21 protein-coding genes, 2 tRNA genes and 3 rRNA genes are annotated in these 25,767 nt (G+C 61.8%); 14 read left to right on the forward strand and 12 right to left on the reverse strand.

Translation table 11 applies throughout. The annotated features are described in order from the left end of the window. Nucleotides 1-21: 21 nt before the first annotated feature. The 7 genes from nuoN to LDZ27_RS05935 all read left to right on the forward strand — a co-directional run bounded on the left by nuoN (nt 22) and on the right by LDZ27_RS05935 (nt 6,024). Nucleotides 22-1,494: an NADH-quinone oxidoreductase subunit NuoN gene (gene nuoN, locus LDZ27_RS05905; protein WP_244815769.1), complete on the forward strand. Its 1,473-nt coding sequence runs from the start codon at nt 22-24 to the stop codon at nt 1,492-1,494. Beyond that, on the forward strand, nt 1,494-1,814 hold the full coding sequence (locus tag LDZ27_RS05910) for a DUF2818 family protein (RefSeq protein WP_244815770.1): 321 nt from the start codon (nt 1,494-1,496) through the stop codon (nt 1,812-1,814). The genes nuoN and LDZ27_RS05910 overlap by 1 nt, the downstream gene beginning before the upstream one ends. A gap of 50 nt (nt 1,815-1,864) precedes the next feature. Further along, nucleotides 1,865-2,464, forward strand: coding sequence for an NUDIX domain-containing protein (locus LDZ27_RS05915; RefSeq protein WP_244815771.1), 600 nt, complete (start codon nt 1,865-1,867; stop codon nt 2,462-2,464). A gap of 220 nt (nt 2,465-2,684) precedes the next feature. Continuing rightward, nucleotides 2,685-3,134 (forward strand): DUF1178 family protein, encoded by a 450-nt coding sequence (locus tag LDZ27_RS05920; RefSeq protein ID WP_244815772.1) that lies wholly within the window; start codon nt 2,685-2,687, stop codon nt 3,132-3,134. Between the two features lie 73 nt (nt 3,135-3,207). Then, the gene (locus LDZ27_RS05925; RefSeq protein ID WP_244815773.1) at nt 3,208-4,404 is read left to right on the forward strand and encodes an acyl-CoA dehydrogenase family protein; all 1,197 of its coding nucleotides are present in this window, start codon (nt 3,208-3,210) and stop codon (nt 4,402-4,404) included. Nucleotides 4,405-4,413: 9 nt separating this feature from the next. Then, on the forward strand, nt 4,414-5,544 hold the full coding sequence (locus LDZ27_RS05930; protein WP_244815774.1) for an acyl-CoA dehydrogenase family protein: 1,131 nt from the start codon (nt 4,414-4,416) through the stop codon (nt 5,542-5,544). 21 nt (nt 5,545-5,565) lie between these two features. After that, nucleotides 5,566-6,024, forward strand: coding sequence for a MaoC family dehydratase (locus LDZ27_RS05935; protein ID WP_244815775.1), 459 nt, complete (start codon nt 5,566-5,568; stop codon nt 6,022-6,024). Nucleotides 6,025-6,026: 2 nt separating this feature from the next. On the opposite strand, the gene LDZ27_RS05940 is transcribed toward LDZ27_RS05935, so the two are convergent. From LDZ27_RS05940 to LDZ27_RS05975, 8 genes are all read right to left on the reverse strand, one after another. Continuing rightward, nucleotides 6,027-6,716 (reverse strand): glutathione binding-like protein, encoded by a 690-nt coding sequence (locus LDZ27_RS05940; protein ID WP_244815776.1) that lies wholly within the window; start codon nt 6,714-6,716, stop codon nt 6,027-6,029. A 91-nt stretch (nt 6,717-6,807) separates the two neighbouring features. Beyond that, nucleotides 6,808-8,034, reverse strand: coding sequence for an acyl-CoA dehydrogenase family protein (locus LDZ27_RS05945; protein WP_244815777.1), 1,227 nt, complete (start codon nt 8,032-8,034; stop codon nt 6,808-6,810). 22 nt (nt 8,035-8,056) lie between these two features. Further along, nucleotides 8,057-9,160 (reverse strand): phosphotransferase, encoded by a 1,104-nt coding sequence (locus LDZ27_RS05950; protein ID WP_244815778.1) that lies wholly within the window; start codon nt 9,158-9,160, stop codon nt 8,057-8,059. Between the two features lie 38 nt (nt 9,161-9,198). After that, on the reverse strand, nt 9,199-9,924 hold the full coding sequence (locus LDZ27_RS05955) for a histidine phosphatase family protein (RefSeq protein ID WP_244815779.1): 726 nt from the start codon (nt 9,922-9,924) through the stop codon (nt 9,199-9,201). Between the two features lie 4 nt (nt 9,925-9,928). Then, complete coding sequence (locus tag LDZ27_RS05960; protein ID WP_244815780.1) at nt 9,929-10,717, reverse strand: oxepin-CoA hydrolase, alternative type; 789 nt, start codon at nt 10,715-10,717, stop codon at nt 9,929-9,931. Next, on the reverse strand, nt 10,714-12,255 hold the full coding sequence (locus LDZ27_RS05965) for a 3-hydroxyacyl-CoA dehydrogenase (RefSeq protein ID WP_244815781.1): 1,542 nt from the start codon (nt 12,253-12,255) through the stop codon (nt 10,714-10,716). The genes LDZ27_RS05960 and LDZ27_RS05965 overlap by 4 nt, the downstream gene beginning before the upstream one ends. Before the next feature lie 68 nt (nt 12,256-12,323). After that, a complete protein-coding gene (locus LDZ27_RS05970; RefSeq protein WP_244816050.1) occupies nt 12,324-13,505 on the reverse strand; it encodes a pyridoxal phosphate-dependent aminotransferase in 1,182 nt (393 codons plus the stop codon). A 58-nt stretch (nt 13,506-13,563) separates the two neighbouring features. Further along, on the reverse strand, nt 13,564-14,049 hold the full coding sequence (locus LDZ27_RS05975; protein WP_244815782.1) for a putative toxin-antitoxin system toxin component, PIN family: 486 nt from the start codon (nt 14,047-14,049) through the stop codon (nt 13,564-13,566). 55 nt (nt 14,050-14,104) lie between these two features. Here LDZ27_RS05975 and yaaA point away from each other — a divergent pair, with 55 nt between their 5' ends. Together yaaA and LDZ27_RS05985 are read left to right on the forward strand one after the other, a co-directional pair. Further along, nucleotides 14,105-14,884 carry a peroxide stress protein YaaA gene (gene yaaA / locus LDZ27_RS05980; protein ID WP_244815783.1) on the forward strand — a complete coding sequence of 260 codons (780 nt, stop codon included), beginning with the start codon at nt 14,105-14,107 and terminating at the stop codon, nt 14,882-14,884. Nucleotides 14,885-14,900: 16 nt separating this feature from the next. Next, complete coding sequence (locus LDZ27_RS05985) at nt 14,901-16,061, forward strand: M14-type cytosolic carboxypeptidase (RefSeq protein WP_244815784.1); 1,161 nt, start codon at nt 14,901-14,903, stop codon at nt 16,059-16,061. A gap of 73 nt (nt 16,062-16,134) precedes the next feature. On the opposite strand, the gene LDZ27_RS05990 is transcribed toward LDZ27_RS05985, so the two are convergent. From LDZ27_RS05990 to LDZ27_RS06005, 4 genes are all read right to left on the reverse strand, one after another. Continuing rightward, nucleotides 16,135-16,773, reverse strand: a complete 639-nt coding sequence (locus tag LDZ27_RS05990) for a BspC domain-containing protein (protein ID WP_244815785.1) — start codon at nt 16,771-16,773, stop codon at nt 16,135-16,137. A gap of 136 nt (nt 16,774-16,909) precedes the next feature. Continuing rightward, on the reverse strand, nt 16,910-17,584 hold the full coding sequence (locus LDZ27_RS05995; RefSeq protein WP_244816051.1) for an energy-coupling factor ABC transporter permease: 675 nt from the start codon (nt 17,582-17,584) through the stop codon (nt 16,910-16,912). A gap of 68 nt (nt 17,585-17,652) precedes the next feature. Next, entirely contained in the window at nt 17,653-18,462 is an 810-nt protein-coding gene (locus LDZ27_RS06000) for a response regulator transcription factor (protein ID WP_244815786.1), read from the reverse strand. A gap of 188 nt (nt 18,463-18,650) precedes the next feature. Continuing rightward, nucleotides 18,651-19,862: a DUF2863 family protein gene (locus LDZ27_RS06005; RefSeq protein ID WP_244815787.1), complete on the reverse strand. Its 1,212-nt coding sequence runs from the start codon at nt 19,860-19,862 to the stop codon at nt 18,651-18,653. A gap of 608 nt (nt 19,863-20,470) precedes the next feature. Here LDZ27_RS06005 and LDZ27_RS06010 point away from each other — a divergent pair. The 5 genes from LDZ27_RS06010 to rrf all read left to right on the forward strand — a co-directional run bounded on the left by LDZ27_RS06010 (nt 20,471) and on the right by rrf (nt 25,702). After that, nucleotides 20,471-22,004, forward strand: a 16S ribosomal RNA gene (locus LDZ27_RS06010). A gap of 65 nt (nt 22,005-22,069) precedes the next feature. Next, a tRNA-Ile gene (locus LDZ27_RS06015) sits at nt 22,070-22,146 on the forward strand. A gap of 18 nt (nt 22,147-22,164) precedes the next feature. Then, nucleotides 22,165-22,240 (forward strand) — tRNA-Ala (locus tag LDZ27_RS06020). A gap of 345 nt (nt 22,241-22,585) precedes the next feature. Then, nucleotides 22,586-25,467 (forward strand): 23S ribosomal RNA (locus LDZ27_RS06025). 122 nt (nt 25,468-25,589) lie between these two features. Further along, a 5S ribosomal RNA gene (gene rrf / locus LDZ27_RS06030) occupies nt 25,590-25,702 on the forward strand. The 16S, 23S and 5S rRNA genes sit together here with 2 tRNA genes alongside, the layout of an rRNA operon. Nucleotides 25,703-25,767: the final 65 nt, after the last annotated feature.

The following is a 25,767-nucleotide window of genomic DNA, read 5'->3' on the forward strand; positions in this document are numbered from 1 at the left end:
GTGCGGAGGAACTAAAAGATCATGCAAAACGCCCCTATGAGTGTTCTGTTGCCCGACGGCATCCTGATGGCCGCCGTCGTCGTGGCCTGGCTGAACGACACGATGTTCGGCCCGTCGAGCCGTCGCGGAACGTATGCGATCGCGCTCGTGTCGACCATCGTCGTCGGCTTGTGGTTCGCCTTCAGCGCGCTCGATCCGACGCCGCACTACTTCTTCACGCGCATGTATGTCGTCGATCCGTTCGCGAGCGCCATGAAGGCGGTCGTGACGCTCGGCTATGCGGTGACGATCATCTATTCGCGCAGGTATCTCGAGGACCGCGACCTTTTCCGCGGCGACTTCTTCCTGCTCGGCCTCTTTTCGCTGCTCGGCCAGTGCGTGATGATCTCGGGCAACAACTTCCTCACGCTGTATCTCGGCCTCGAACTGATGTCGCTCTCGCTCTACGCGGTCATCGCGCTGCGCAAGGACGCGCCGCAGTCGAACGAATCGGCGATGAAGTACTACGTGCTCGGCGCGCTCGCGTCCGGTTTCCTGCTCTACGGCATTTCGATGCTGTACGGCGCGACCGGCTCGCTCGAACTGAACGAAGTGCTGAAGGCGATCGCTTCCGGCCACATCAACGATGCCGTGCTGCTCTTCGGCGCGATCTTCATCGTCGCGGGCGTGGCGTTCAAGATGGGCGCGGTGCCGTTCCACATGTGGGTGCCCGACGTGTATCAGGGCGCGCCGACCGCGATGACGCTGCTCACCGGCGGCGGCCCGAAGGTCGCGGCTTTCGCGTGGGGCCTGCGCTTCCTGGTGATGGGCTTGCTGCCGCTCGCCGTGGACTGGCAGGAAATGCTCGTGATTCTCGCGGCGCTTTCGCTGATCGTCGGCAACATCACCGGTATCGTCCAGAAGAACATCAAGCGGATGCTCGCGTACTCGGCGATCTCGAACATGGGCTTCGTGCTGCTCGGTCTGCTTGCGGGCGTCGTGGACGGCAAGGTGACGGGTGCGGCGGGCGCATACAGCTCGGCGATGTTCTACAGCATCATCTATCTCGTAACGACGCTCGGCACCTTCGGCATCGTGATGCTGCTCGCGCGCCGCGACTTCGAAGCCGAGCAGATCGACGATTTCAAGGGCCTCAACCAGCGCAGCCCGATCTTCGCGTTCGTGATGATGGTCATGATGTTCTCGCTCGCCGGCATCCCGCCGACGGTCGGCTTCTACGCGAAGCTCGCCGTGCTCGAAGCGACGATGAACGCCGGTCTGACGTGGCTCGCGGTGCTGGCGGTGCTGACGTCGCTGGTCGGCGCGTTCTACTACCTGCGCATCGTGAAGCTGATGTACTTCGATGCGCCGCAAGACGCATCGCCGATCGTCGCGGACGGACTCAATCGTTCGTTGCTCGCGTTCAACGGTCTTGCTGTTCTCGTGCTCGGCCTCGTGCCGGGTCCGCTGATGTCGGCTTGCCTGCAAGCGATCACGCATACGCTGCCGCTGTAATGTCCGCTGCGGGCTGGTTCATCGTGCTGTTGGCGCTCGTGGGCGCCAACGTCCCGTTCCTGAATCAGCGCCTTTTCGCCATCATGCCGCTGCGGCTCGCGGCACCGACGGGCCGCAAGCCGGCGAAGAAAAGCGCGTGGATCAGAATAGGCGAGTTGATCGTTCTCTACTTCGCGGTCGGCGCGCTCGGCTTCCTGCTGGAATCGCGCGCCGGCAATCGCTTCGAACAGGGATGGCAGTTTTACGCCATCACGTTCAGTCTTTTCGTGGTGCTCGCGTTTCCGGGCTTCACCTACCAATATCTCGTCAAACGCCGCTGACGGCTCGCTGCCGCCAGCGGCTTGTTTGCTTAACAGGCACAAGGCTCAAGATGGCAGACCAATCCACCATTTTCGGTAGCGACGAAGGCCTCATCGAGACGAAGGTCGAAAGCGTCACGCTTCACGAAGGCAAGTTTCTGACGCTGAAGCGCGATACGGTGGCGTTGCCCGACGGCAAGCATGCGACGCGCGAGTTCGTCGAGCATCCCGGCGCGGTGATGATCCTGCCGGTTTTCGACGATGGCCGCGTGCTGCTCGAGCGGCAGTTCCGCTATCCCGTCGGCCGCGTGCTGCTGGAGTTTCCCGCCGGCAAGATCGACCCGAACGAGGACGAGTTGACGTGTGCGAAGCGCGAACTGGAGGAAGAGACCGGCTATAGCGCGCGCGAGTGGACGTTTCTCACGCGCATTCACCCGGTCATTTCCTACTCGACGGAATTCATCGACCTGTATCTCGCGCGCGGCCTGACCGCCGGCGATGCCAAGCTCGACGAAGGCGAGTTCCTCGAAACGTTCATCGCCGACGAAGTGCAGTTGATGGCGTGGGTGAAAGACGGCACGATCAGCGACGTCAAGACGATCATCGGCGCGTTCTGGCTCGAAAAGATTCGTTCCGGGGAATGGCAACCCGGCGAGCCGGTTAAGGCGTGACGCGCGTCCTACTGATCGATGCGAAAGCGGCCGCCTGGCCGCTTTCGTCGTTTTGGCGCACGGAAAGCGGGCGCTGGCAGCGTGCGCCGCGCCGAGCGGCTAGAATTTGAGGTCCATCAGAAGACGCGAAGCAGGGCGGTCATCTCGCTATGTTCCGACTTTACGCACGACCGTTCACAACGCGCTTTTCTGAGATAAACTCCACCGAAGCCCCATCAGCATGAAGGTTCTCGATCTGAAGTGCTCGCGCGAACATCGCTTTGAAGGCTGGTTCGCTTCCACGGACGAGTTCGAGTCGCAACTGGCGCGCAAGCTCGTCGCGTGTCCGGTTTGCTCGGCCACGGATGTCAGCCGTATGCCGTCGGCGCCGCGGCTGAATCTGTCGTCGGCGCGCGGCGAAGCGCCTTCGCAGGCGCAGAAATCCGACGCATCGCCGGATGCCGCGGCGCTCCAGGCGCGTGCGCTTCAGTTCATGCGCGAGTTGATCGAGAAGACCGAGAACGTCGGCGAGCGGTTCGCGGAAGAAGCGCGGCGCATCCACTACAACGAGGCGCCGGCGCGCAACATCCGTGGCGTGACGACGCCGGAAGACGCCCACGCGCTGCTGGAAGAGGGAATCGACGTGATGCCGTTGCCCGTGCCCGCCGCATTGAAGGAGCCGCTGCAGTAACTCAAAAGCGCGGTTTCTCTTCGGGACGGTCGGCTGGCGGGCTGGTAACGGACCGGACTAAGGAGACGCCGCAATGAACCTGAACTACTCGCCCGCCGACGATGCATTCCGCGCCGATGTCCGCGCGTGGCTCGAAGGCAATCTCCCGGCCGCGCTGCGCGAGAAGGTTCTCAATCACAAACGTCTGAACCGCGACGACTACGCGTCGTGGCACAGGCTCCTCGGCGCGCGCGGCTGGTCAGCCGCCGCGTGGCCCGAAGAATTCGGCGGTCCAGGCTGGAACGCCACGCAGCGCCATATCTGGGACGAAGAATGCGCGCGCGCCGGCGCGCCGATCGTCTTGCCATTCGGCGTTTCGATGGTCGCGCCGGTGCTGATGAAATTCGGCAGCGAAGCGCAGAAGTCCTATTTCCTTCCTCGCATTCTCGACGGCACCGACTGGTGGTGTCAGGGCTATTCGGAGCCGGGCGCCGGCTCGGATCTCGCGTCGCTGCGCACGCGCGCCGACCGACGCGGCGATCGCTATGTCGTCAACGGGCAAAAGACGTGGACGACGCTCGGCCAGCACGCCGACATGATGTTCTGTCTCGTTCGCACGGACAGCGGCGCAAAAAAGCAGGAAGGCATTTCGTTTCTGCTCATCGATATGAGAACGCCCGGCATCACCGTGCGGCCGATCATGACGCTCGACGAAGATCACGAAGTCAACGAAGTCTTCTTCGAGGATGTCGAAGTGCCGATCGGCAATCTCGTCGGCGAGGAAAATCGCGGCTGGACTTATGCGAAGTTTCTGCTCGGCCACGAGCGGACGGGCATCGCGCGGGTCGGGCAGTCCAAGCGCGAGTTGTCGTTTCTGAAGCGCCTCGCGCTCGACAGAAGGAAGCGCGGCAAGCCGCTGCTGCACGATCCGCTTTTCGCGGCAAAAGTCGCCGCGCTCGAAATCGAGTTGATGGCGCTCGAAGTGACCGTGCAGCGCGTGGTGGCGAGTGAGGCCGGCGCGAAGGGTCCGGGCCCGGAAGCATCGATGCTGAAGATCAAGGGCACGGAAGTGCAGCAGGCGCTCACCGAACTGATGTTCGAAGCCATCGGCCCGCAGGCTGCCGCTTTCGATCCCGCGTTCCTCGAAGGCGAGCGCGAAACGAGCATCACCGGCGACGACTCCGCCGCGCCGCTCGCTGCGCACTACTTCAACATGCGCAAGACATCGATCTATGGCGGCTCGAACGAAATACAGAAGAACATCGTCGCGCAGATGATTCTCGGGCTTTAGGAGCAGCGCATGGACTTCGATTTCACCGATGAACAAACGCAGTTCCGCGACGCGCTGCGCCGCTATCTCGACAACGAGTACGGCTTCGATGCGCGCCAGAAAATCGTTTCGTCGGATGCGGGCGTCGATGACAAGCACTGGCGCGCATTCGCCGAACTCGGTCTGCTTGCGCTGCCGGTGCCACAGGCGCACGGCGGTTTCGACGGCGGCGCTGTCGATATGCTCGTCGTCATGCAGGAACTCGGGCGCGCGCGGGTCGTGGAGCCGGTCTGGGCGACGGCGGCGGGCATCGAGGCGCTGCGGCTCGCTGAGACGAGCGCAACCGACGTCGCCGGACCGTTGCTCGAACGCGCGGCGCGCGGGGAAGTGCGGCTCGCGGTCGCGTTCACGGAACCGCACGCACGCTACGATCTCTTCGACCTGCGCACGACAGCCGAAGCCGTTTCGGGGCGCCATGTGCTGTCGGGCACGAAGTCGATGGTGCAGCACGGCGCGCAGGCCGATGGCTGGATCGTGCCGGCGCGGCTGGACGGCGAAATCGCGCTTTTCCTCGTCGCGCGCGACGCGGCGAACGCGAACGTCACCGAATACCGGACCATCGACGGCCAGCGCGCGGCCACGCTCGTCTTCAGTGACACGCCCGCGACGCGGCTCGATGGCGCCAGCACCGGCGCGGCGACGCTCGAACGCATCGCGGATTACGCGACGTTTCTTCTATGCGCCGAAGCGCTCGGCGCGCTCGATGCGCTCAACCGCGCCACCGTCGCCTACACGAAGGAGCGCCAGCAATTCGGCGTGCCGATTGCGCGCTTCCAGGCGTTGCAGCATCGCATGGTCGATATGCTGATCCACACGGAACAGGCGCGCTCGATTACGTATCTCGCCGCCGCGCGCTATGACAGCCCCGACGCCGCGACGCGCGCGCAGGCGGTTTCGGCGGCGAAGGCGCGCATCGGTCAGGCTGCGCGCTTCGTCGGTCAGAACGCGGTGCAACTGCACGGCGGCATGGGCATGACCAACGAGTTACCGGTGGCGCACTGGTTCAAACGGCTGTCGATCATCGAGACGACGCTCGGCGACGTCGATCATCATCTCGAGCGTTTCGCGTCGCTGCCCGCATTCGCTGCGACCAATCTCTGACGTTCTATCGAGGACTTGCGCATGACATACAGCTTTGAGGATTTCGAGATCGGCTCCGCGGTGACGCTCGGCGCGCACACCTTCACGCGCGAAGAAATCGTGGAGTTCGCGAGCCGCTACGATCCGCAACCGTTCCATCTTTCGGAGGAAGCGGGCAGGGCATCGCATTTCGGCGGGCTCGTCGCGAGCGGCTGGAACACCTGTTCCGCGATGATGGGCGTTCTCGTGCGCGACATGCTCGCCGACTCCACGTCGATGGGCTCGCCCGGCCTCGACAATATCCGCTGGCTGAAGCCCGTGCGCGTCGGCGATTCGGTGCGGCTCACGGTGCGCGTGCTCGACAAGCGCGTGTCGAAGAGCAAGCCGGATCGCGGCATCGTGTCGACGCGCTGGGAAGCGCACAATCAGGACGGCGAACTGGTCCTGACCGTCGATTCCGCCGCGCTCTTCGGCTTGCGCGAGGCCGCTCGCGACGCGTGAGTTCAGCGCTTCGCGTATTGCGTCGCGCCGAAAAGCACTTCCTTCTCCTTGTCGGTGAACGGCTTGCGTTCGCGCGCGAGCACTTGCACGCCCCGCTCGGCCGCTGGCCGCGCGGCGATGGCATCGAACCAGCGCTTCACGTTCGGAAATTCATCGAGCACGATGCCCTGATTTTCCCAGGAGCGCGTCCACGGAAACGTCGCGATGTCGGCGATCGTGTATTCGCTTCCCGCGAGATACCGCGTCACGCCGAGCTGCTTGTCCATCACGCCATAGAGCCGGCGCGTCTCGTTCGTGTAGCGGTTGATCGCGTAGTCGATCCTCTCGGGCGCGTAATTGCGAAAGTGATGCGTCTGCCCGAGCATCGGCCCGATGCCGCCCATCTGGAACATGAGCCATTGCATCGTCGTGTAGCGGCCGATGGCGTCGGCGGGCAGGAATTTTCCGGTTTTCTCGGCGAGATAAACGAGGATCGCTCCGGATTCGAAGAGCGCGAACGGCTTTCCCTCGGGGCCGTCGTTGTCGATGATCGCGGGAATCTTGTTGTTCGGGCTGATCGCAAGAAAGTCGGGCTTGAACTGGTCGCCCGCGCCGATATCGACGGCATGCGCCCGGTATTCGAGGCCGGTTTCCTCCAGCATGATGTGAATCTTGTGGCCGTTGGGCGTCGGCCAGCTATACACGTCGATCATGTCGGCTCCTCGTTCGTGCAATCGTGATGCATGCGCGCGTCGCGCAAGGGAGCGAAAATTAGAGCATGTTTGCCGCGACCGTGCAGGACGCTCAGGCGCGCGGCGCGTCGTGCTTCGCGAGTTCGAGTTTCGCGATCGCGTTGCGATGCACTTCGTCCGGGCCGTCCGCGAGCCGCAGCGTGCGCGCCGATGCATACGCATACGCGAGCGGAAAGTCGTCGCAGATGCCGCCCGCGCCGTGCGCCTGAATCGCCCAGTCGATCACCTGACACGCGACGTTCGGCGCGACGACCTTGATCATCGCGATCTCGCCGCGCGCGCCCTTGTTGCCGACGGTGTCCATCATGTACGCGGCCTTGAGCGTAAGCAATCGCGCCTGCTCGATCATGATGCGCGCCTCGGCGATACGCTCCTGCGTCACGCCATGTTGCGCGATCGGCTTGCCGAACGCGACGCGCGACAGCGTGCGCTTCGTCATCATGTCGAGCGCGCGCTCGGCGAGCCCGATCAGCCGCATGCAGTGATGAATGCGGCCCGGCCCGAGCCGCCCTTGCGCGATTTCGAAGCCGCGTCCGGCGCCGAGCAGCATGTTCGTGGCGGGCACGCGCACGTTTTCGAGCGTGATGTCCATGTGGCCGTGCGGCGCGTCGTCGTAGCCGAACACGTTGAGCGGCCGCCGGACGGTGATGCCCGGCGCGTCTGCCGGCACGAGGATCATCGACTGCTGCGCGTGCTTCGGCGCATCGGGATCGGTCTTGCCCATCACGATGAACACCTTGCAGCGCGGATCGCCCGCACCGGAGGACCACCACTTGTGGCCGTCGATCACATAGCTGTCGCCGTCGCGCACGATGTTGCAGCGGATATTAGTCGCATCCGACGATGCCACTTCCGGCTCCGTCATCAGAAACGCCGAGCGGATTTCGCCGCGCAAGAGCGGTTCGAGCCATTGCGCCTTTTGCGCGGCCGTCCCGTAACGCTCGATGGTTTCCATGTTGCCCGTATCGGGCGCGCTGCAATTGAACACTTCGGGCGCCCACGGCACGCGGCCCATGATCTCGCAAAGCGGCGCGTATTCGAGATTCGTCAGGCCCGCGCCGCGCTCGGATGCGGGCAGAAAGAGATTCCACAATCCTTCGCCGCGCGCTGTCTCCTTCAGGCTTTCGATGAGACGCGTCGGCGTCCACGCGTTGCCCGACGCGCGGTTCGCGGCGATCTCGTCGGCGTAGGCGCGCTCGCTCGGGTAAATGTGCGCGTCGAAGAACGCGAGCAGCTTTTCGCGCAGCGCGTCAACCTTGAGCGTGTAATCGAAGTTCATGCGGTTGCCTCGCGGTTAGCGTTCATCGGCCGACTTTCTGCGCGTATTTCCACGCGAGTTCGGCCATCGGGCGGGCGCGCCGCCCCGCGTCGATGGCCTGCGCGCTCGCGGCGGTGCCATCCGTGACGCGCTTCATGATGCCCTGCAGGATCGCCGCGATGCGGAACATGTTGTACGCGAGATAGAAATTCCAGTCGCCATCGGGACGCAAGCCGGTGCGCTCGCCATATCGCGCGACGTAGGCCGCTTCATCGGGGATGCCGAGCGCGGCCCAGTCGAGTCCCGCGATGCCCCGGAACTGCGATGGATCCACATGCCACGCCATGCAGTGATACGCGAAATCGGCGAGCGGATCGCCGAGCGTCGAGAGTTCCCAGTCCAGCACGGCCAGCACGCGCGGCTCGTTCGGATGAAAGATGAGATTGTCGAGCCGGAAGTCGCCATGGACGACGGTGGCCTTGGCTTCGGGAGACGACGGAATGTGCCGCGGCAGCCACTCGATCAGGCGGTTCATGGCGTCGATCTTCTCCGTCTCCGATGCGACGTACTGCTTGCTCCAGCGCCCGATCTGCCGCTCGAAGTAATTGCCGGGCTTCCCGTAACCGGAAAGTCCCGCGGTTTCGACATCGACGCTATGGAGCGCGGCGATCACGCGGTTCGTTTCGTCGTAGATTGCGGCGCGTTCGGCCGGCGTCATGCCGGGCAGCGAAGGATCCCACAGCACGCGGCCTTCGACGAATTCCATCACGTAGAACGCGCGGCCCATCACGCTTTCGTCCTCGCACAAGGCGAGCATGCGCGCGACGGGCACATCGGTTCCGGCGAGCGCGTCCATCACGCGATACTCGCGCTCGATGGCATGCGCGGACGGCAACAGTTTCGCGGCGGGGCCGGGCTTCGCGCGCATTACATAGCTGCGCGACGGCGTGACGAGCTTGAACGTCGGGTTGGATTGCCCGCCCGCGAACTGCTCGACGGCAAGCGGTCCCGCGAAACCATCGACATGCGCGGCGAGCCATGCGGCGAGCGCGTGCTCGTCGAAACGCTGACGCTCCTGCACGGGCCGCGTGCCTTCGAATGCTGAAAAATCGGAGTGCTTGTTCTTATGCGTGTCGTTGTTTGCCATCGTCTCCTCCGTTCTTGTTTGCGCGGCGCGCGCCATGCCTAGTCCATGCCGCTCGCCTTGAATCGCACGAATTGCGCGTACAGCAGTTCCATGGTCGTGTTGCGGACGTCCGCATGCAGCGGCGAGGGCGGCGAATGATTGATCGCATGCACGACCCAGTCGCCGGGCTTGCCGCCGACGTCGAGCGCGTTGATGCAGCCGGTCGCCTGCGACAGATGCCCGAAGAACGCGCGTCCGCCAGCGGTAATTGCATGCGAGAGCAGCGCGCGGTTGACGCCGCCGTGCAGCACGAGCAGCACTGTGTCCCATGACGTGTCCGCGCGCAGCTTCGCCATCGCGGGCAACGCGCGGTCGAGCAATTCGCCGATGGTCTCGCCGCCGAGAAAGCGCGTCTCTTCGGGCACGACGCCGTCGAAAACGGAAAGAAACGCGCGCTCGATGTCGCTCGTCGAAAGATTGGCGAGCCGGCCGCCGCGAATCTCCTGCCATTCGGGCCAGATTTCCGGCTCGATTCGCTGGCCGGTTTCTGCAAGCACGCGCTGCGCGGTTTCGATGGTGCGCGGCAGGCCGCTCGCGATCACGCGGTCGAAGCGGATGTTCTGCGCCGCGAACTCGCGGCCCGCCGCGCTCGCTTCCTCGCGGCCGCGTTCGTTGAGCGGCACGCTTTCGGGATCGATCGCGCGGCCGGTGTCGTCGAAGTAGGTCACGTCGCCGTGACGCATCAGGAAGATGCGGCGGCGCTTGGGCAATTCGTAGTGAGCCATGCGTTCAGCGATAGTTCGGCTGGCGTTTTTCGAGGAACGCGGTGATGCCTTCGAGCGCATCGCCGCGATGGAGCGCATCCACGAAAGCGTCGCGTTCGAGATCGAGATGCGCGGCGAGCGGCTGCACGTCCGCCGCGTTGATGAGCGACTTGATGCGCGCGAGCGCCTTCGGCGACACGCTGCCGAGATCGTCGGCCCACGCGATGGCGGCATCGAGCGCGATGCCTTTTTTCGTCAGCCGGTTGACGACGCCGACTTCATGCAGACGCGGCGCGCCGATCGGCTTGGCTTCGAGCAGCACTTCGCTCGCGAGCGTGCGCGGCAATGCGCGCGCGAGCAGCCACGAAGCGCCGCCGTCCGGCGTGAGACCGACGCGCGCATACGACATGATGAATCTCGCGTCGTCGGCGGCGACGATCAAATCGCATGCGAGCGCAAGCGAGAACCCCGCGCCGGCCGCCGCGCCTTCGACGGCCGCGATCACCGGTTTCGTCGATGCCCTGAGCGCGCTGATCCATTCCGCCAGCATGTCGATGCTCTGCGCCTGCACCGACGGGTCTTTCGCGCGATTCTCCAGCAGCCGGTTCAGATTGCCGCCCGCGCAGAAAAAATTGTCGGCGCCCGTCAGCACGATCGCGCGCACGGAGTTGTCGCGCTCCGCCGTGGACAGCGCCTCGATGCCGGCCGCGTACATGTCGGGATGCAGCGCGTTGCGCGCGCCCGGATTCGACAGTTTGAGCACGAGCGTGGTGTCGCTGCCGGCGGGACGGTGAGTCAGCAATTCGGCGCTCATCTGAGCTCCTCGGTATGGGTGAGCGAAAGGCCGAGCTGCGCCCGGCGCGCGAGCCACGGAGACGGGCGGTAGCGCGGATCGCCGAGCACGCTTTGCATGTTGCGCAGAATGGTGAGGATGTTCGACGCGCCGAGCGAATCGCCGAGCGCGAGCGGCCCGCGCGGATAACCGAGCCCGAGCGTCACGGCGAGGTCGATGTCCTCGGGCGTCGCGATGCCTTGCTGCGCGATATCGCAACCGATGTTCACGATGGTCGCGACCACGCGCTGCGCGACGAAGCCGGTCGAATCGCGGATCACGGTGACGGGCACGCCGTCGAAGGCGAACAGCGCGTGCGCGGCGTCGCGCATGGCGGGCGTCGTCGCGGGCGTCGTCATGATCGTGCGGCGCGCGACGGTATCGAGCGGAAAGAGCGTGTCGACGGCGACGACGCGCGTGGCATCGAGATGTTCGGCGATCGCGCTCGTGGTCGCATCGAAGCCGAGCGGCGTGACGACGATGAGCGAATCCGGCTCCGGCGTGTGGCCCGCATCGATATGCACGGAGCAATCGCACTTGGCGATCAGCTTGAGCACTTCTTCGCGCCCGGCGTGGGAAGCGCGGCTGATCCACACGCGCGTCGGCAACTGCGTGGGCGCTGCGGGTTCGTCGGGCACTTGCTGCTTGCCATCGACATAACGATAAAAGCCTTCGCCCGCCTTGCGCCCGATGAGCCCGCCCGCGAGCCGCGTGCCGGTGATCGGCGACGGCGTGAAGCGCGGCTCTTCGTAAAACTGATGGTAGATGGATTCCATCACCGGATGCGACACGTCGAGCGCGGTCAGATCCAGCAGTTCGAACGGTCCGAGCCGAAAGCCCGCCTGTTCGCGCATGATGCGGTCGATGTCCGCGAAACTCGCGACACCTTCGCTCGCCACGCGCAGGCCTTCGGTGTTCATGCCGCGGCCCGCGTGGTTGACGATGAACCCCGGCATGTCCTTCGCGCGCACCGGCGTATGCCCGATGCGACGCGCGAATTCCATGAGCGCGTCGCCGGCCTGGCGATCTCCGCGCAGGCCGTCGATGACTTCGACGACGCGCATCAGCGGCACGGGGTTGAAGAAGTGAAAGCCCGCGACGCGTTCCGGTTTCGCGCAGCCGGCCGCGATCGCGGTGATCGACAGCGAAGACGTATTCGACGCCAGAATGCAGCGCTCGCCGACGACCGCTTCGAGTTCGCGAAACAGCTCGCGCTTGATATCGAGTTTCTCGACGATCGCCTCGATGACGACATCGCAATCGGCCAGCTCGCTCGTGTCTTGCGCGTCGTGCACGCGGGCGAGCGCGGCGTGCGCGTCCGTTTCCTTGAGCTTGCCCTTGGCGGCGAGCTTGCCGAGCGTATCGGAGAGATACGCGCGCGCGGCATCGAGCGCTTTCGGGTTCGTGTCGTAAAGACGCACGGTCAGACCGGCGAGCGCCGCAATCTGCGCGATGCCGCGTCCCATCGCGCCGCTGCCGACGATGCCGAGTGTCTCGATCCTGTATTCCTGGCCAGTCATGATGCGGTTCGACTCCTCGATGTTCTCTCTGTTGTCTATCGTGTCCGGCGGCAAGACGGCGTTTCTTGCTACAGCTTGCGCAGGCGGTCGAGCGCGAGCGCGAGTGTTTCTTCCTTCTTCGCGAAGCAAAAGCGCACGACGCCGGATTCATGGCTCTCGTGATAGAACGCCGACACCGGAATCGCCGCGACGCCGATCTCGCTCGTGAGCCATTGCGAGAACTCGGCCTCGGGCATGTCGCTGATCGCCGAATAGTCGACGCACTGGAAATACGTGCCGTCGCAGGGCAGAAGCGAGAAGCGCGTATCGGCGAGTCCCGCGCGGAAGAAGTCGCGCTTTTTCTGATAGAACGCGGGCAGTTCGAGATACGGCGTCGGGTCTTCGAGATAGTGCGCGAGACCGATCTGCATCGGCGTATTCACCGTGAACACGTTGAACTGATGCACCTTGCGGAATTCCGCGGTCAGCGCGGCGGGCGCGGCCACGTAGCCGATCTTCCAGCCGGTGACGTGAAACGTCTTGCCGAAGCTCGACACGACGAAGCTGCGTTCGGCGAGTTCGGGGTAGCGCGAGACGCTTTCGTGCGGCGCGCCGTCGTAGACCATGTGTTCGTACACTTCGTCCGAAACGATCAGCACATTCGTGCCGCGCACGATGTCTTCGAGCTTTCTCACGTCCGCTTCGCGCCACACGCGGCCCGTCGGATTGTGCGGCGTGTTGATCATGAGCAGGCGCGTCTTGGGCGTGATCGCGGCGGCGATCTTGTCGAACGGAAGCGCGTAGTCCGGCGCTTCGAGCGACACGAAAAACGGCTTGCCGCCCGCGAGCTCGATGGCGGGCACGTAGCTGTCGTACATCGGCTCGATCACGACGACTTCGTCGCCCGGATGCACGCAGCAGAGCACGGCCGTGAGCAGCGCCTGCGTCGCGCCGGCGGTGACGGTGATCTCGCGATCGGCGTCGTAGGCGCGGCCGTAGAGCGCTTCGATCTTGCGTGCGATCGCCTGGCGCAGCGGCGCGGCGCCGGCCATCGGCGGGTATTGGTTGTGGCCGTCGCGCATCGCGGACGCGACGGCATCGACGATGCGCGGGTCGCAGTCGAAATCGGGAAAGCCCTGACCGAGATTGACCGCGCCCTTTTGCGCGGCGAGCGCGCTCATCACGGTGAAGATGGTCGTGCCGACATTCGGCAGACGAGACGGAAAGGACAGCTCGGGTGACGCTTTGTGCAGTTCGTGCGTGGCGTTCATGGTCATGGTTGGCGTGGGCTGTGCGAATACCGGTGCGTGTGCGGGTGCGTGCGCGGGATCAGTCGACTTCGGCGATGCTGGCCTGCACTTGCAGTGCGGCGACGAAAGGCTTCGGCTCGGCGATGCGAAATGCGAAGTCGCGCGCGACGCGCCGCGCGAGCTTCAGCACCGCGCGGTCCTTCGAGACGAGCCAGTGTGCGTTCGATGCGTGCGCGAGTTCGAGGAACTTCTGGTCGTCGCGGTCGCGGCACTTGGGCAACGGGCGCTCGTCCGACGGCGCTTCGGGCGCGACGCGTTGCGACAGACGTTCGAGCGTGTCGAGCGCCGCCGCCTTGTCGACGGCCATGCGCACGAACTGCGGATAGTCGAGCACATGCGTGAGTTCGGCCAGGCATCGCGCGTCGATCAGCGCATCGATCGCGCGGGCTTCGAGCGCGGCGCGGATCGGGCGCGTGGCGGGATCGTCGAACACGAGAATGTCGATCCACACGTTCGAATCGAGCACTACGCGCGGGGTTTGGGACGGCGCGGCGGAATTGTCCATTCGATACAATCGGGGGTTTATGCCTATGTCGCCGGCGGGCTGCCGGCGAGCCTCCATGATAATCGTTCTCTCGCCCGCCAAATCGCTCGACTACGAGACGCCGCCTCACATCAGGAAACACACGCTGCCGGAATTCGTCGATGACGCCGCCGAACTGATCGACGGCTTGCGCCAGCTTTCGCCGCAGCAGATCGGCGGGATGATGGGCATCTCCGACCAGCTCGCGATGCTCAACTTCCAGCGCTATGCCGAATGGTCGAAGACGTTCGACGCGCACAACTCGAAGCAGGCGATGCTCGCATTCAATGGCGACGTGTACGAAGGCTTCGCCGCGAAAACGCTGACTTCCGCCGATCTCGACTTCGCGCAGAAACATGTGCGCGTGCTGTCGGGACTGTATGGATTGCTGCGGCCGCTGGATTTGTTGCAGCCGTATCGGCTGGAAATGGGCACGAGGTTTCAGAATGCGCGCGGAAAGGATCTGTACGCGTTCTGGGGCGAGCGCATTACCGACGCGCTCAACGATCAGTTCAGGCGGCAGCGCGGCTCGCGCGTGCTGGTCAACTGCGCGTCGGAGGAATACTTCAAGTCGGTGAAGCCGAAACTGCTCGACGTGCCCGTCGTCTCGCCGGTGTTCGAGGACTGGAAGGGCGGGCGTTACAAGATCATCAGCTTTCACGCCAAGCGCGCGCGCGGTTTGATGGCGCGCTATGCGGTGCTGAACCGGATCGACGAGCCGGATGCGCTCAAAGGCTTCGACAGCGAAGGCTACCGGTTCGACGAGAAAGCATCGAACGATACGACTTACGTGTTTCGCCGCCGCGTCGCGGACTGACAACGAGAACATCGCCATGAGCATTTCCATCACCAGCAATTTCGACGCGGGCGCGATCGAAGTCGTCGATGCGGGCAACCCCGCAAACATTCGTCTGCGTGTGCGGCCGGACACGCGCGCGCCGTTCGCGCAGTGGTTCTATTTCCGCGTTTCCGGTGCGCGCGGCGAGCGTCTCGTGATGACGTTCGAGAACGCGTCGCAGTGCGCGTTCGCCGACGGCTGGCGCGACTATCAGGCGGTCGCCAGCTACGATCGCGTGAACTGGTTTCGCGTGCCGACGCAGTACGACGGCCGCGTGCTGACCATCGATCACACGCCGGATTTCGACCGCATCTATTACGCGTACTTCGAGCCGTACAGCGAGGAGCGCCATTCGGAATTTCTCGGCGCGGTCCAGCAGATGCCCCACGCGACGCTCACGGAACTCGGACGCACCGTCGAGAACCGGCCGATGTCGCTGCTCACGCTCGGCCTCTCCGACGACACGCGCGCGCATCCGAAGAAGAACGTGTGGATCATCGCGCGCCAGCACCCCGGCGAAACGATGGCGGAATGGTTCGTGGAAGGGTTGGTCAAGCGCCTGGCCGGGTGGGGCGACTGGTCGGGCGATCCGGTCGCGCGGGCGCTGTTCGATCGCGCGGTGTTTCATATCGTGCCGAACATGAATCCGGACGGCAGCGTGCACGGCAACCTGCGCACCAACGCGGCGGGCGCGAACCTGAATCGCGAGTGGATGGAGCCGAGCGCGGAGCGCAGCCCCGAGGTCTTGCTCGTGCGTGACGCGATCCGCGCGACAGGTTGCGATCTCTTCTTCGATATCCACGGCGACGAAGCGATTCCCTATGTGTTCGTCGCGGGATCGGAAATGCTGCCGGGCTTTAGCGAGCAGCAGGCGAAGGAGCAGCGGGCGTTCGTCGAGTTCTTCAAGCAGGCGAGCCCGGACTTCCAGGACATCCACGGCTACGAGACGGGCAAGTATCGGTCGGACGCGCTCAAGCTCGCATCGAAATACATCGGCAACGAGTACAAGTGTTTGTCGCTTACGCTCGAGATGCCGTTCAAGGACAACGCTAATCTGCCCGACGAGCGCGTCGGCTGGAACGGCGAGCGCAGCGCGGCGCTGGGCGCGGCGATGCTTCAGGCGATCTTGTGGCACGTGCAGGCGTTTGCGGCCTAGCTGAAATCAACAAGGGCGTGGCCGTCTTCTCGATGACCACGCCCTTTGTTTCGCCGCTAGTCTCTCAGAAAGACTAGTGCTTCTTCGGCGCTTTCTTCGCGCCCGATGCCTTGCTTGTGGTCTTGCTCACGTTTTTCGCGGCGCTTTTCGCCGTGCCTTTTACGCCGCTATTCGCTTTGCCCGTCGCGGCGGCCTTCTTTCCGGATTTCGTCTTGCCCGCGTGGCGGCCCGTTGCGCCGCGCGTGGGCTGTGCTTCCGAATGCGCGCGCAACGGCGGCACGGGATCATTCCATCCGAATGCGAGCATCTGACTTCCGACATAGCCGCAGCGGAACTTGAGCGAAGCGGGATCACCGCCGCTTTTCGGCACGCCTTGTCCCTCGACGGTCACGACGTTATCGACCTTGATGCGCTGCTTCTTCTGGTCGAACGAGTCGTTCCACGGCTCGATGCTCGAGTGTGACGCGTCGAACGAGGTTGGCGGGAATTCCACATGGTCGAACGCCGCGGATGTGCTCGCAATGAAGTTGCCATGCGCGGCGCAATCCGCAACGAGCGGATTGGCTTTGAAATCGGTGACGAAGTGATGAACCAGTTCGTTGCGCTCATCGAGCGTATCGGCAAAGGCGGACACCGCGCATACAAGCGATGCGCATACCGCGAACCGGCCGGCGAGCCGCACGAGCCGGCGCAGTGCGTAGTTACTTTCCATCAATTTGGCGCTGAGAAGACACGGGCAAGTAAGATGCCTCGTGTGGGGAAGGAGTTCAATGTTATCGCACTTTAACCGCGTTTCCGACCGGCCGGCTCCCGGACGGACGCGCAGCAGTGCAACGAGATCGCGCTATTCACACGCGCGGACCGCGGTCGAGCCGGTAACGGCGCACGTCGTAGGTCGTAATCCACGCCGGCTTATACACGGTGATAAGGATGGTGAGCAGCCCGGTGAAGAGCGCTTCGCCAACGCCGAGCAGCAGCGCGCCGTGTGTGAAGGCCGCGGGCACGTTGACAGGATGGCCCGCGAGCGCCATCTCGAGCAGCATGGTTGCGCCACACGCGCCCGCGACAGCCGCAGCCGATGCAATGAAGCCGTGACCCACGATGAAGGTCAAGAGATTGCGTGGCAGGCACGCGTTGGACAGACGTTGAAGGAGCGTGGAGACCGCGACGGGCACGGCGCCGAACAGCAGATACGTGGTTGCCACTGAAAGCCACGATGCATCGAGCACGACGGCGGCGAGCCCCGTACTCGCGGCCGTGCCGATGAGCGCGAGCCGCCAGTCGAAGAGCGTGACCATGAGCGTCGCGCCCAGAAGATGGATGACCGGTCCGTCGTCGAACCATGCGTTGCAGGCCCATAGCACGGTTACCGAGACGATGACGCCAAGCCACACATGCTGCAGCGTGGCGTCTTGCAGGCGGCCGAACGGACGCTGCACCAGCACGAGTGCAAGCAGTCCCGCGGCGACGATCCAACTGCCGGCGGTCAGCCAAAGCGGTAGCGGTGTATAGAAGAACCCCATGCCTTGCATATTACTCGTTGCGTGTGAAACGTGTGCGCAATCGACGAACCCGGTCATCGCGATTGTTGCTAGAACGAAGCCTCGGGTTCTGCGGCCATCGGCAGCGATGAACCGTCGTCGTCTCTCATCGACGGATACTTCGCCCGGCGCTTGCGGATCGAAACGACATTGGACGGCGCCGGCGTTGCGACCTCGTCTTGCGCGTGCCCAATGCGCAGGATTTCGAGGTGCGCGTTCTGCACGCCATTGTAGATGGCGACCGCAGCCGCGCGGTTCGTCGCCCCGAGTTGTTGAAAGATGCTGGCGAGGTGGATCTTGACCGTGCCTTCGCTTATGCCAAGGGTCTTCGCGATCATCTTGTTGGTGCTTCCCATGTGGACGCAACGCATGATCTGTTGCTGGCGGGGCGACAAGGTCGGATGAACCTTCGTGCTGCGCGGAAGGGCAGCGTGCAGCGGCAGGCGGCGCAGAGGCAACTCGCGAAGCGGATGAAGATCGATGACGTCCGGCGGAACGTAATGGCCGCCGATGAGGACCATTTCCAGCGCGCGGAGGATGAGGATAGGTTCGAGCGTGCGAGGAATCACGCCCATCGCGCCTGCTCCCATGAGCATATAGACCTGCGCGGCGCCGGACCGGTCCACCATGACGGCGGCCGGTACGCCGGGAGCGTCGTCGAGCAATGTCTCCAGCTCGCTCAGGCGCATGGTGTCGGCCCAGTCGATCACGATCATGCGCGCTTCGATGCGCTCGAGCGCGGACTCGGCCTGACGCCAGTCTTTCACTTCGGTGAACTGTGCCTGGCGTGCAATACGGCGCAGCAATGTCTTAAGGCCCGCACGGCGCTCCGCGTCCGAACCCATGATGATAATTTTCATGCTTAACCTCTTGTCAATACATCCGACGCCAACTTGCGGCGGGACTCGGCACCGGCGAATGTCGGTGTCGGCGTGATATTGACAAACTTCCGGCGATTCCGCCCCCTATCCGAACGGTATAGGCAAAATGGACAAAACCCCGCGCGACGGGCGGGGTTTCGTTGAGCGCGGCGTGAACTTCGGGCGCTTCAATGGAAGTGGGGCTGCGCCGGTTCGGCGTCTTCGGGCATCTCCGCATGGACGATTTCACCGAGCGGGTCGGCATAGAGCGGCACGCCGCAGTCGTCGCAGAACTCGGGTTCGAAGCGGCCGGCGTGCCGGCGCACGTCGGAGACGCCCGCCTTCTTCAACAGTTCGACGATCTCCTCGACCGGGCCCTCGGCGTCGTCCGCTTCGACTTCTTCTTCCATGCCGACATCGCCGTTCTCCCGCCCATAGAGCGGCCACACGACGCCGTAGATCACATCGTTGCTGCCGCGCCGCGTGAAGCCGATGCGGTATTCGTCGATGCGCCGCTCCCCGAAGCCGGCGATGACTGCGCGCAAGTCTTGCGGCGCGGTGCCCAGCGTGTCGAACAGATAGCGCACGGCGGTGCGCACGGTATGCGGGCGCACTTGCTCGTCGGCATCTCGACAGGCGGAATAGTAGGCATCAGGCAGCAAACATTCGAATTCGCATCCGGGCAGGATCGTCGCGAAACTTGCGCCGCCCTGTGCCGCCCATTGCTCGAGGCATTGGCTGCGCTCGATACGGGCGCCGCTGTCCTCCTCTTGCCAGCGAAAGAGCGCCGTGCCAGCGGGCACGACGGCGACGGCCAGCAGGAAACGCGGGTCCGCGAGAATCGGCGAGGTTTCCGGCAGGTCCGACAGATTCAGGCGGGGCGTTGCGCCGCCAAGCGCGGTCTGCATCAATTGCTGCGCGAGCCGCGCCGTGTCGACGTGATGGCGCGGCAACTGGTCGATGCTGTACAGGTACGGCGCGACGGCGACGCGCGCGCCCGCGGCCAGGACGTGCGCCTGCAGTTGCGTGCGCAGGGCGTCGACGGTTTCGCTCTTGAGCGTGCCGGAAGGGATCGCATAGCGCGTCCAGGCCAGCACCGGCGCGGCAATGAGGAGCGCTTCGTGCGCGACGCCGTCGATGTCCATCCTGAACGATTCGCTATGCGTTTCGGCCATGTCGGCCAGCGCACCGTATGCATCGGGATGATTCTGCTGAAGATGATCCAGCGCGGCATCGAGCGTCGTCTGGTTGCCGTTGCGCACGAGCTTCGCGATGAGCGTGTCGAGGCGGGCTTCCCAGAAGCGGTCTTCGACGCGGCTGCCGGACGCGAAAAGCGCTAGGGAGAGACTGACGAGTTTGTCCGCGTCGGGAGGGATACGTTTTGCGGTTCGCGAGCGCATATCAATAGGAGTGTGTTTAGGCGGTGAACCTTTTATTGTAGTCGTTCGAGCGCTTGTTCCAGCGCACAGGGTTGGATGTGGCGGCGGGTCGATAGGCCGCAAGGCGAGGGCGCCGCTGCTCGCACCGCTTGCGGACATCGAATTTCTTGCATGCAGCCCCTTGCGGTTCGCGTTCGGAATAACTAGAATTCCGTTCCTTCGCATTCGAACGAACGCGAAGGGAAGCGGGAGTAGCGGTTTCAGGAAGGTGCTTGAAAAGCGAGGTTGAAAGTTTCAGGCGCAGTCAGCGAGTGAAGAGTTTCAAAAACTTGTTGACACCTTCTGAGGCGACGTTCATAATCTCGTTTCTCTGCTGCTGATGCAGCGACGCAAGACGGAAAGCAGGACAGTCTTGGCGCAATGCTCTTTAAAAACTAACAGCCGATAAGTGTGGGCGCTTGATGGCGAGTGCGGTTTCAGTCTTTCGGGGCTGAGGCGACAAGCAAAAGTAATCAAGAGTCTCACACGAAGTATCAGAGGAAGGTTGATCCGTCTTAGGATGGATTAATCATCGTCAGTACGTTGAGTGAGCGACCGGTTCTACGGAACCGAAAACAGTAACAGGCATTGAACTGAAGAGTTTGATCCTGGCTCAGATTGAACGCTGGCGGCATGCCTTACACATGCAAGTCGAACGGCAGCACGGGGGCAACCCTGGTGGCGAGTGGCGAACGGGTGAGTAATACATCGGAACGTGTCCTGGAGTGGGGGATAGCCCGGCGAAAGCCGGATTAATACCGCATACGCTCTAAGGAGGAAAGCGGGGGATCTTTCGGGACCTCGCGCTCAAGGGGCGGCCGATGGCAGATTAGCTAGTTGGTGGGGTAAAGGCCTACCAAGGCGACGATCTGTAGCTGGTCTGAGAGGACGACCAGCCACACTGGGACTGAGACACGGCCCAGACTCCTACGGGAGGCAGCAGTGGGGAATTTTGGACAATGGGGGCAACCCTGATCCAGCAATGCCGCGTGTGTGAAGAAGGCCTTCGGGTTGTAAAGCACTTTTGTCCGGAAAGAAAACCGCCGCCCTAATATGGTGGCGGGATGACGGTACCGGAAGAATAAGCACCGGCTAACTACGTGCCAGCAGCCGCGGTAATACGTAGGGTGCGAGCGTTAATCGGAATTACTGGGCGTAAAGCGTGCGCAGGCGGTCTGTTAAGACCGATGTGAAATCCCCGGGCTTAACCTGGGAACTGCATTGGTGACTGGCAGGCTTTGAGTGTGGCAGAGGGAGGTAGAATTCCACGTGTAGCAGTGAAATGCGTAGAGATGTGGAGGAATACCGATGGCGAAGGCAGCCTCCTGGGCCAACACTGACGCTCATGCACGAAAGCGTGGGGAGCAAACAGGATTAGATACCCTGGTAGTCCACGCCCTAAACGATGTCAACTAGTTGTTGGGGATTCATTTCCTTAGTAACGTAGCTAACGCGTGAAGTTGACCGCCTGGGGAGTACGGTCGCAAGATTAAAACTCAAAGGAATTGACGGGGACCCGCACAAGCGGTGGATGATGTGGATTAATTCGATGCAACGCGAAAAACCTTACCTACCCTTGACATGGTCGGAACCCTGCTGAAAGGTGGGGGTGCTCGAAAGAGAACCGGCGCACAGGTGCTGCATGGCTGTCGTCAGCTCGTGTCGTGAGATGTTGGGTTAAGTCCCGCAACGAGCGCAACCCTTGTCCTTAGTTGCTACGCAAGAGCACTCTAAGGAGACTGCCGGTGACAAACCGGAGGAAGGTGGGGATGACGTCAAGTCCTCATGGCCCTTATGGGTAGGGCTTCACACGTCATACAATGGTCGGAACAGAGGGTTGCCAAGCCGCGAGGTGGAGCCAATCCCAGAAAACCGATCGTAGTCCGGATCGCAGTCTGCAACTCGACTGCGTGAAGCTGGAATCGCTAGTAATCGCGGATCAGCATGCCGCGGTGAATACGTTCCCGGGTCTTGTACACACCGCCCGTCACACCATGGGAGTGGGTTTTACCAGAAGTGGCTAGTCTAACCGCAAGGAGGACGGTCACCACGGTAGGATTCATGACTGGGGTGAAGTCGTAACAAGGTAGCCGTATCGGAAGGTGCGGCTGGATCACCTCCTTTCTCGAGCTTCGCACACTAAATTAAGCGCTCACGCTTATCGGCTGTGGTTTGAAGAAACAGGCTTTGGGTCTGTAGCTCAGTCGGTTAGAGCACCGTCTTGATAAGGCGGGGGTCGTTGGTTCGAATCCAACCAGACCCACCACGAGTCAAGCAAGACACGGGGGGATTAGCTCAGCTGGGAGAGCACCTGCTTTGCAAGCAGGGGGTCGTCGGTTCGATCCCGTCATCCTCCACCAAGTCCTCAATGCTTAGGGTTGAGCTCAAGAGAGAGCGAACCTTAAGCATTGGCGATTGCGAGCCAGTTGATGCTGTAGGTAGTGAAGTAGACCTATCGGCTAAACGTTCTTTAACAATCTGGAAGAAGTAGTAAAGAGAATCTGCGAAAGCACTTAGAGATGGGTGCGAGTAGGAGATTCAGGGTAGTGATTGTATCAAGTATGAAAAGGTAATCGAAAGATTGCTTTGGAATACGGCACACACGTAGTGTGGGGTTCACGTAAGTGCTAAAGCACTAACGCGGACCGACACGCGAATACTCAGCCTATGGCGGGGCGGCTCGATGAGAGACGCACTCGTTATAGGGTCAAGCGAACAAGTGCATGTGGTGGATGCCTTGGCGATCACAGGCGATGAAGGACGCGGTAGCCTGCGAAAAGCTTCGGGGAGCTGGCAAACGAGCTTTGATCCGAAGATGTCCGAATGGGGAAACCCACTCCGTATGGAGTATCCATGACTGAATCCATAGGTCATGTGAAGCGAACGCGGTGAACTGAAACATCTAAGTAACCGCAGGAAAAGAAATCAACCGAGATTCCCAGAGTAGTGGCGAGCGAAATGGGATCAGCCTGTACTCTTTATCTGTGTTGTTAGCTGAACGCTCTGGAAAGTGCGGCCATAGCAGGTGATAGCCCTGTAAGCGAAAACAGCGTGGAAGAACTAGGGGTACGACAAGTAGGGCGGGACACGTGAAATCCTGTCTGAAGATGGGGGGACCATCCTCCAAGGCTAAATACTCGTGATCGACCGATAGTGAACCAGTACCGTGAGGGAAAGGCGAAAAGAACCCCGGGAGGGGAGTGAAATAGATCCTGAAACCGCATGCATACAAACAGTCGGAGCCTGGAAACGGGTGACGGCGTACCTTTTGTATAATGGGTCAGCGACTTACGTTCAGTAGCGAGCTTAACTGATTAAGGCAGGCGTAGCGAAAGCGAGTCCGAATAGGGCGATCAGTTGCTGGGCGTAGACCCGAAACCAAGTGATCTATCCATGGCCAGGTTGAAGGTGCGGTAACACGTACTGGAGGACCGAACCCACTAACGTTGAAAAGTTAGGGGATGAGCTGTGGATAGGGGTGAAAGGCTAAACAAACTTGGAAATAGCTGGTTCTCTCCGAAAACTATTTAGGTAGTGCCTCGTGTATCACCTTCGGGGGTAGAGCACTGTCATGGTTGTGGGGTCCATTGCGGATTACTACGCCATAGCAAACTCCGAATACCGAAGAGTGCAATCACGGGAGACAGACATCGGGTGCTAACGTCCGGTGTCAAGAGGGAAACAACCCAGACCGCCAGCTAAGGTCCCAAAGATTGGCTAAGTGGGAAACGAAGTGGGAAGGCTAAAACAGTCAGGAGGTTGGCTTAGAAGCAGCCACCCTTTAAAGAAAGCGTAATAGCTCACTGATCGAGTCGTCCTGCGCGGAAGATGTAACGGGGCTCAAGCCAGTCACCGAAGCTGCGGATGCGAGTTTAACTCGCATGGTAGGAGAGCGTTCCGTAAGCCTGCGAAGGTGCGTTGAAAAGCGTGCTGGAGGTATCGGAAGTGCGAATGCTGACATGAGTAGCGATAAAGGGGGTGAAAAGCCCCCTCGCCGTAAGCCCAAGGTTTCCTACGCAACGTTCATCGGCGTAGGGTGAGTCGGCCCCTAAGGCGAGGCAGAAATGCGTAGCTGATGGGAAGCAGGTCAATATTCCTGCACCATTGTTAGATGCGATGGGGGGACGGATCGCGGAAGGTTGTCCGGGTGTTGGACGTCCCGGTCGCTGCATTGGAGAAGGCACTTAGGCAAATCCGGGTGCGCAATTCAAGGGTGTGGCGCGAGCTTCTTCGGAAGCGAAGCAATTGGAAGTGGTTCCAAGAAAAGCCTCTAAGCTTCAGTCTAACGATGACCGTACCGCAAACCGACACAGGTGGGCGAGATGAGTATTCTAAGGCGCTTGAGAGAACTCGGGAGAAGGAACTCGGCAAATTGGTACCGTAACTTCGGGATAAGGTACGCCTCTGTAGCTTGACTGGCCTGCGCCAGGAGGGTGAAGAGGTTGCAATAAACTGGTGGCTGCGACTGTTTAATAAAAACACAGCACTCTGCAAACACGAAAGTGGACGTATAGGGTGTGACGCCTGCCCGGTGCCGGAAGATTAAATGATGGGGTGCAAGCTCTTGATTGAAGTCCCGGTAAACGGCGGCCGTAACTATAACGGTCCTAAGGTAGCGAAATTCCTTGTCGGGTAAGTTCCGACCTGCACGAATGGCGTAACGATGGCCACACTGTCTCCTCCCGAGACTCAGCGAAGTTGAAGTGTTTGTGATGATGCAATCTCCCCGCGGCTAGACGGAAAGACCCCATGAACCTTTACTGTAGCTTTGCATTGGACTTTGAACCGATCTGTGTAGGATAGGTGGGAGGCTATGAAACCGGAACGCCAGTTTCGGTGGAGCCGTCCTTGAAATACCACCCTGGTTTGTTTGAGGTTCTAACCTTGGTCCGTGATCCGGATCGGGGACAGTGCATGGTAGGCAGTTTGACTGGGGCGGTCTCCTCCCAAAGTGTAACGGAGGAGTACGAAGGTACGCTAGGTACGGTCGGAAATCGTGCTGATAGTGCAATGGCATAAGCGTGCTTAACTGCGAGACCGACAAGTCGAGCAGGTGCGAAAGCAGGTCATAGTGATCCGGTGGTTCTGTATGGAAGGGCCATCGCTCAACGGATAAAAGGTACTCTGGGGATAACAGGCTGATACCGCCCAAGAGTTCATATCGACGGCGGTGTTTGGCACCTCGATGTCGGCTCATCTCATCCTGGGGCTGTAGCCGGTCCCAAGGGTATGGCTGTTCGCCATTTAAAGAGGTACGTGAGCTGGGTTTAAAACGTCGTGAGACAGTTTGGTCCCTATCTGCCGTGGGCGTTGGATATTTGAAGGGGGCTGCTCCTAGTACGAGAGGACCGGAGTGGACGAACCTCTGGTGTACCGGTTGTCACGCCAGTGGCATCGCCGGGTAGCTATGTTCGGAAGAGATAACCGCTGAAAGCATCTAAGCGGGAAACTCGCCTTAAGATGAGATATCCCCGGGGCTTCGAGCCCCTTGAAGGGTCGTTCCAGACCAGGACGTTGATAGGTCAGGTGTGTAAGTGCAGTAATGCATTGAGCTAACTGATACTAATTGCCCGTAAGGCTTGATCCTATAACCGGTGTGTCTTAACCTGCGCCGGTTGAGTAAGCGACTGTGCCCAAACCAGTCACTACCCACTACTTCTTCCCAGATTGGTCGTGGCGCACCCCCGTGCGACGCGACAACCCGTCATGCCTGATGACCATAGCGAGTCGGTCCCACCCCTTCCCATCCCGAACAGGACCGTGAAACGACTCCACGCCGATGATAGTGCGGATTCCCGTGTGAAAGTAGGTAATCGTCAGGCTCCTCATGCTCCAACACAAAAACCCCACCCCACAAAGGTGGGGTTTTTGTGTTGGAGCGGCGGAA

The organism is Caballeronia sp. Lep1P3 (assembly GCF_022879595.1).
In the GTDB taxonomy this organism is placed as follows: Bacteria; Pseudomonadota; Gammaproteobacteria; order Burkholderiales; family Burkholderiaceae; genus Caballeronia.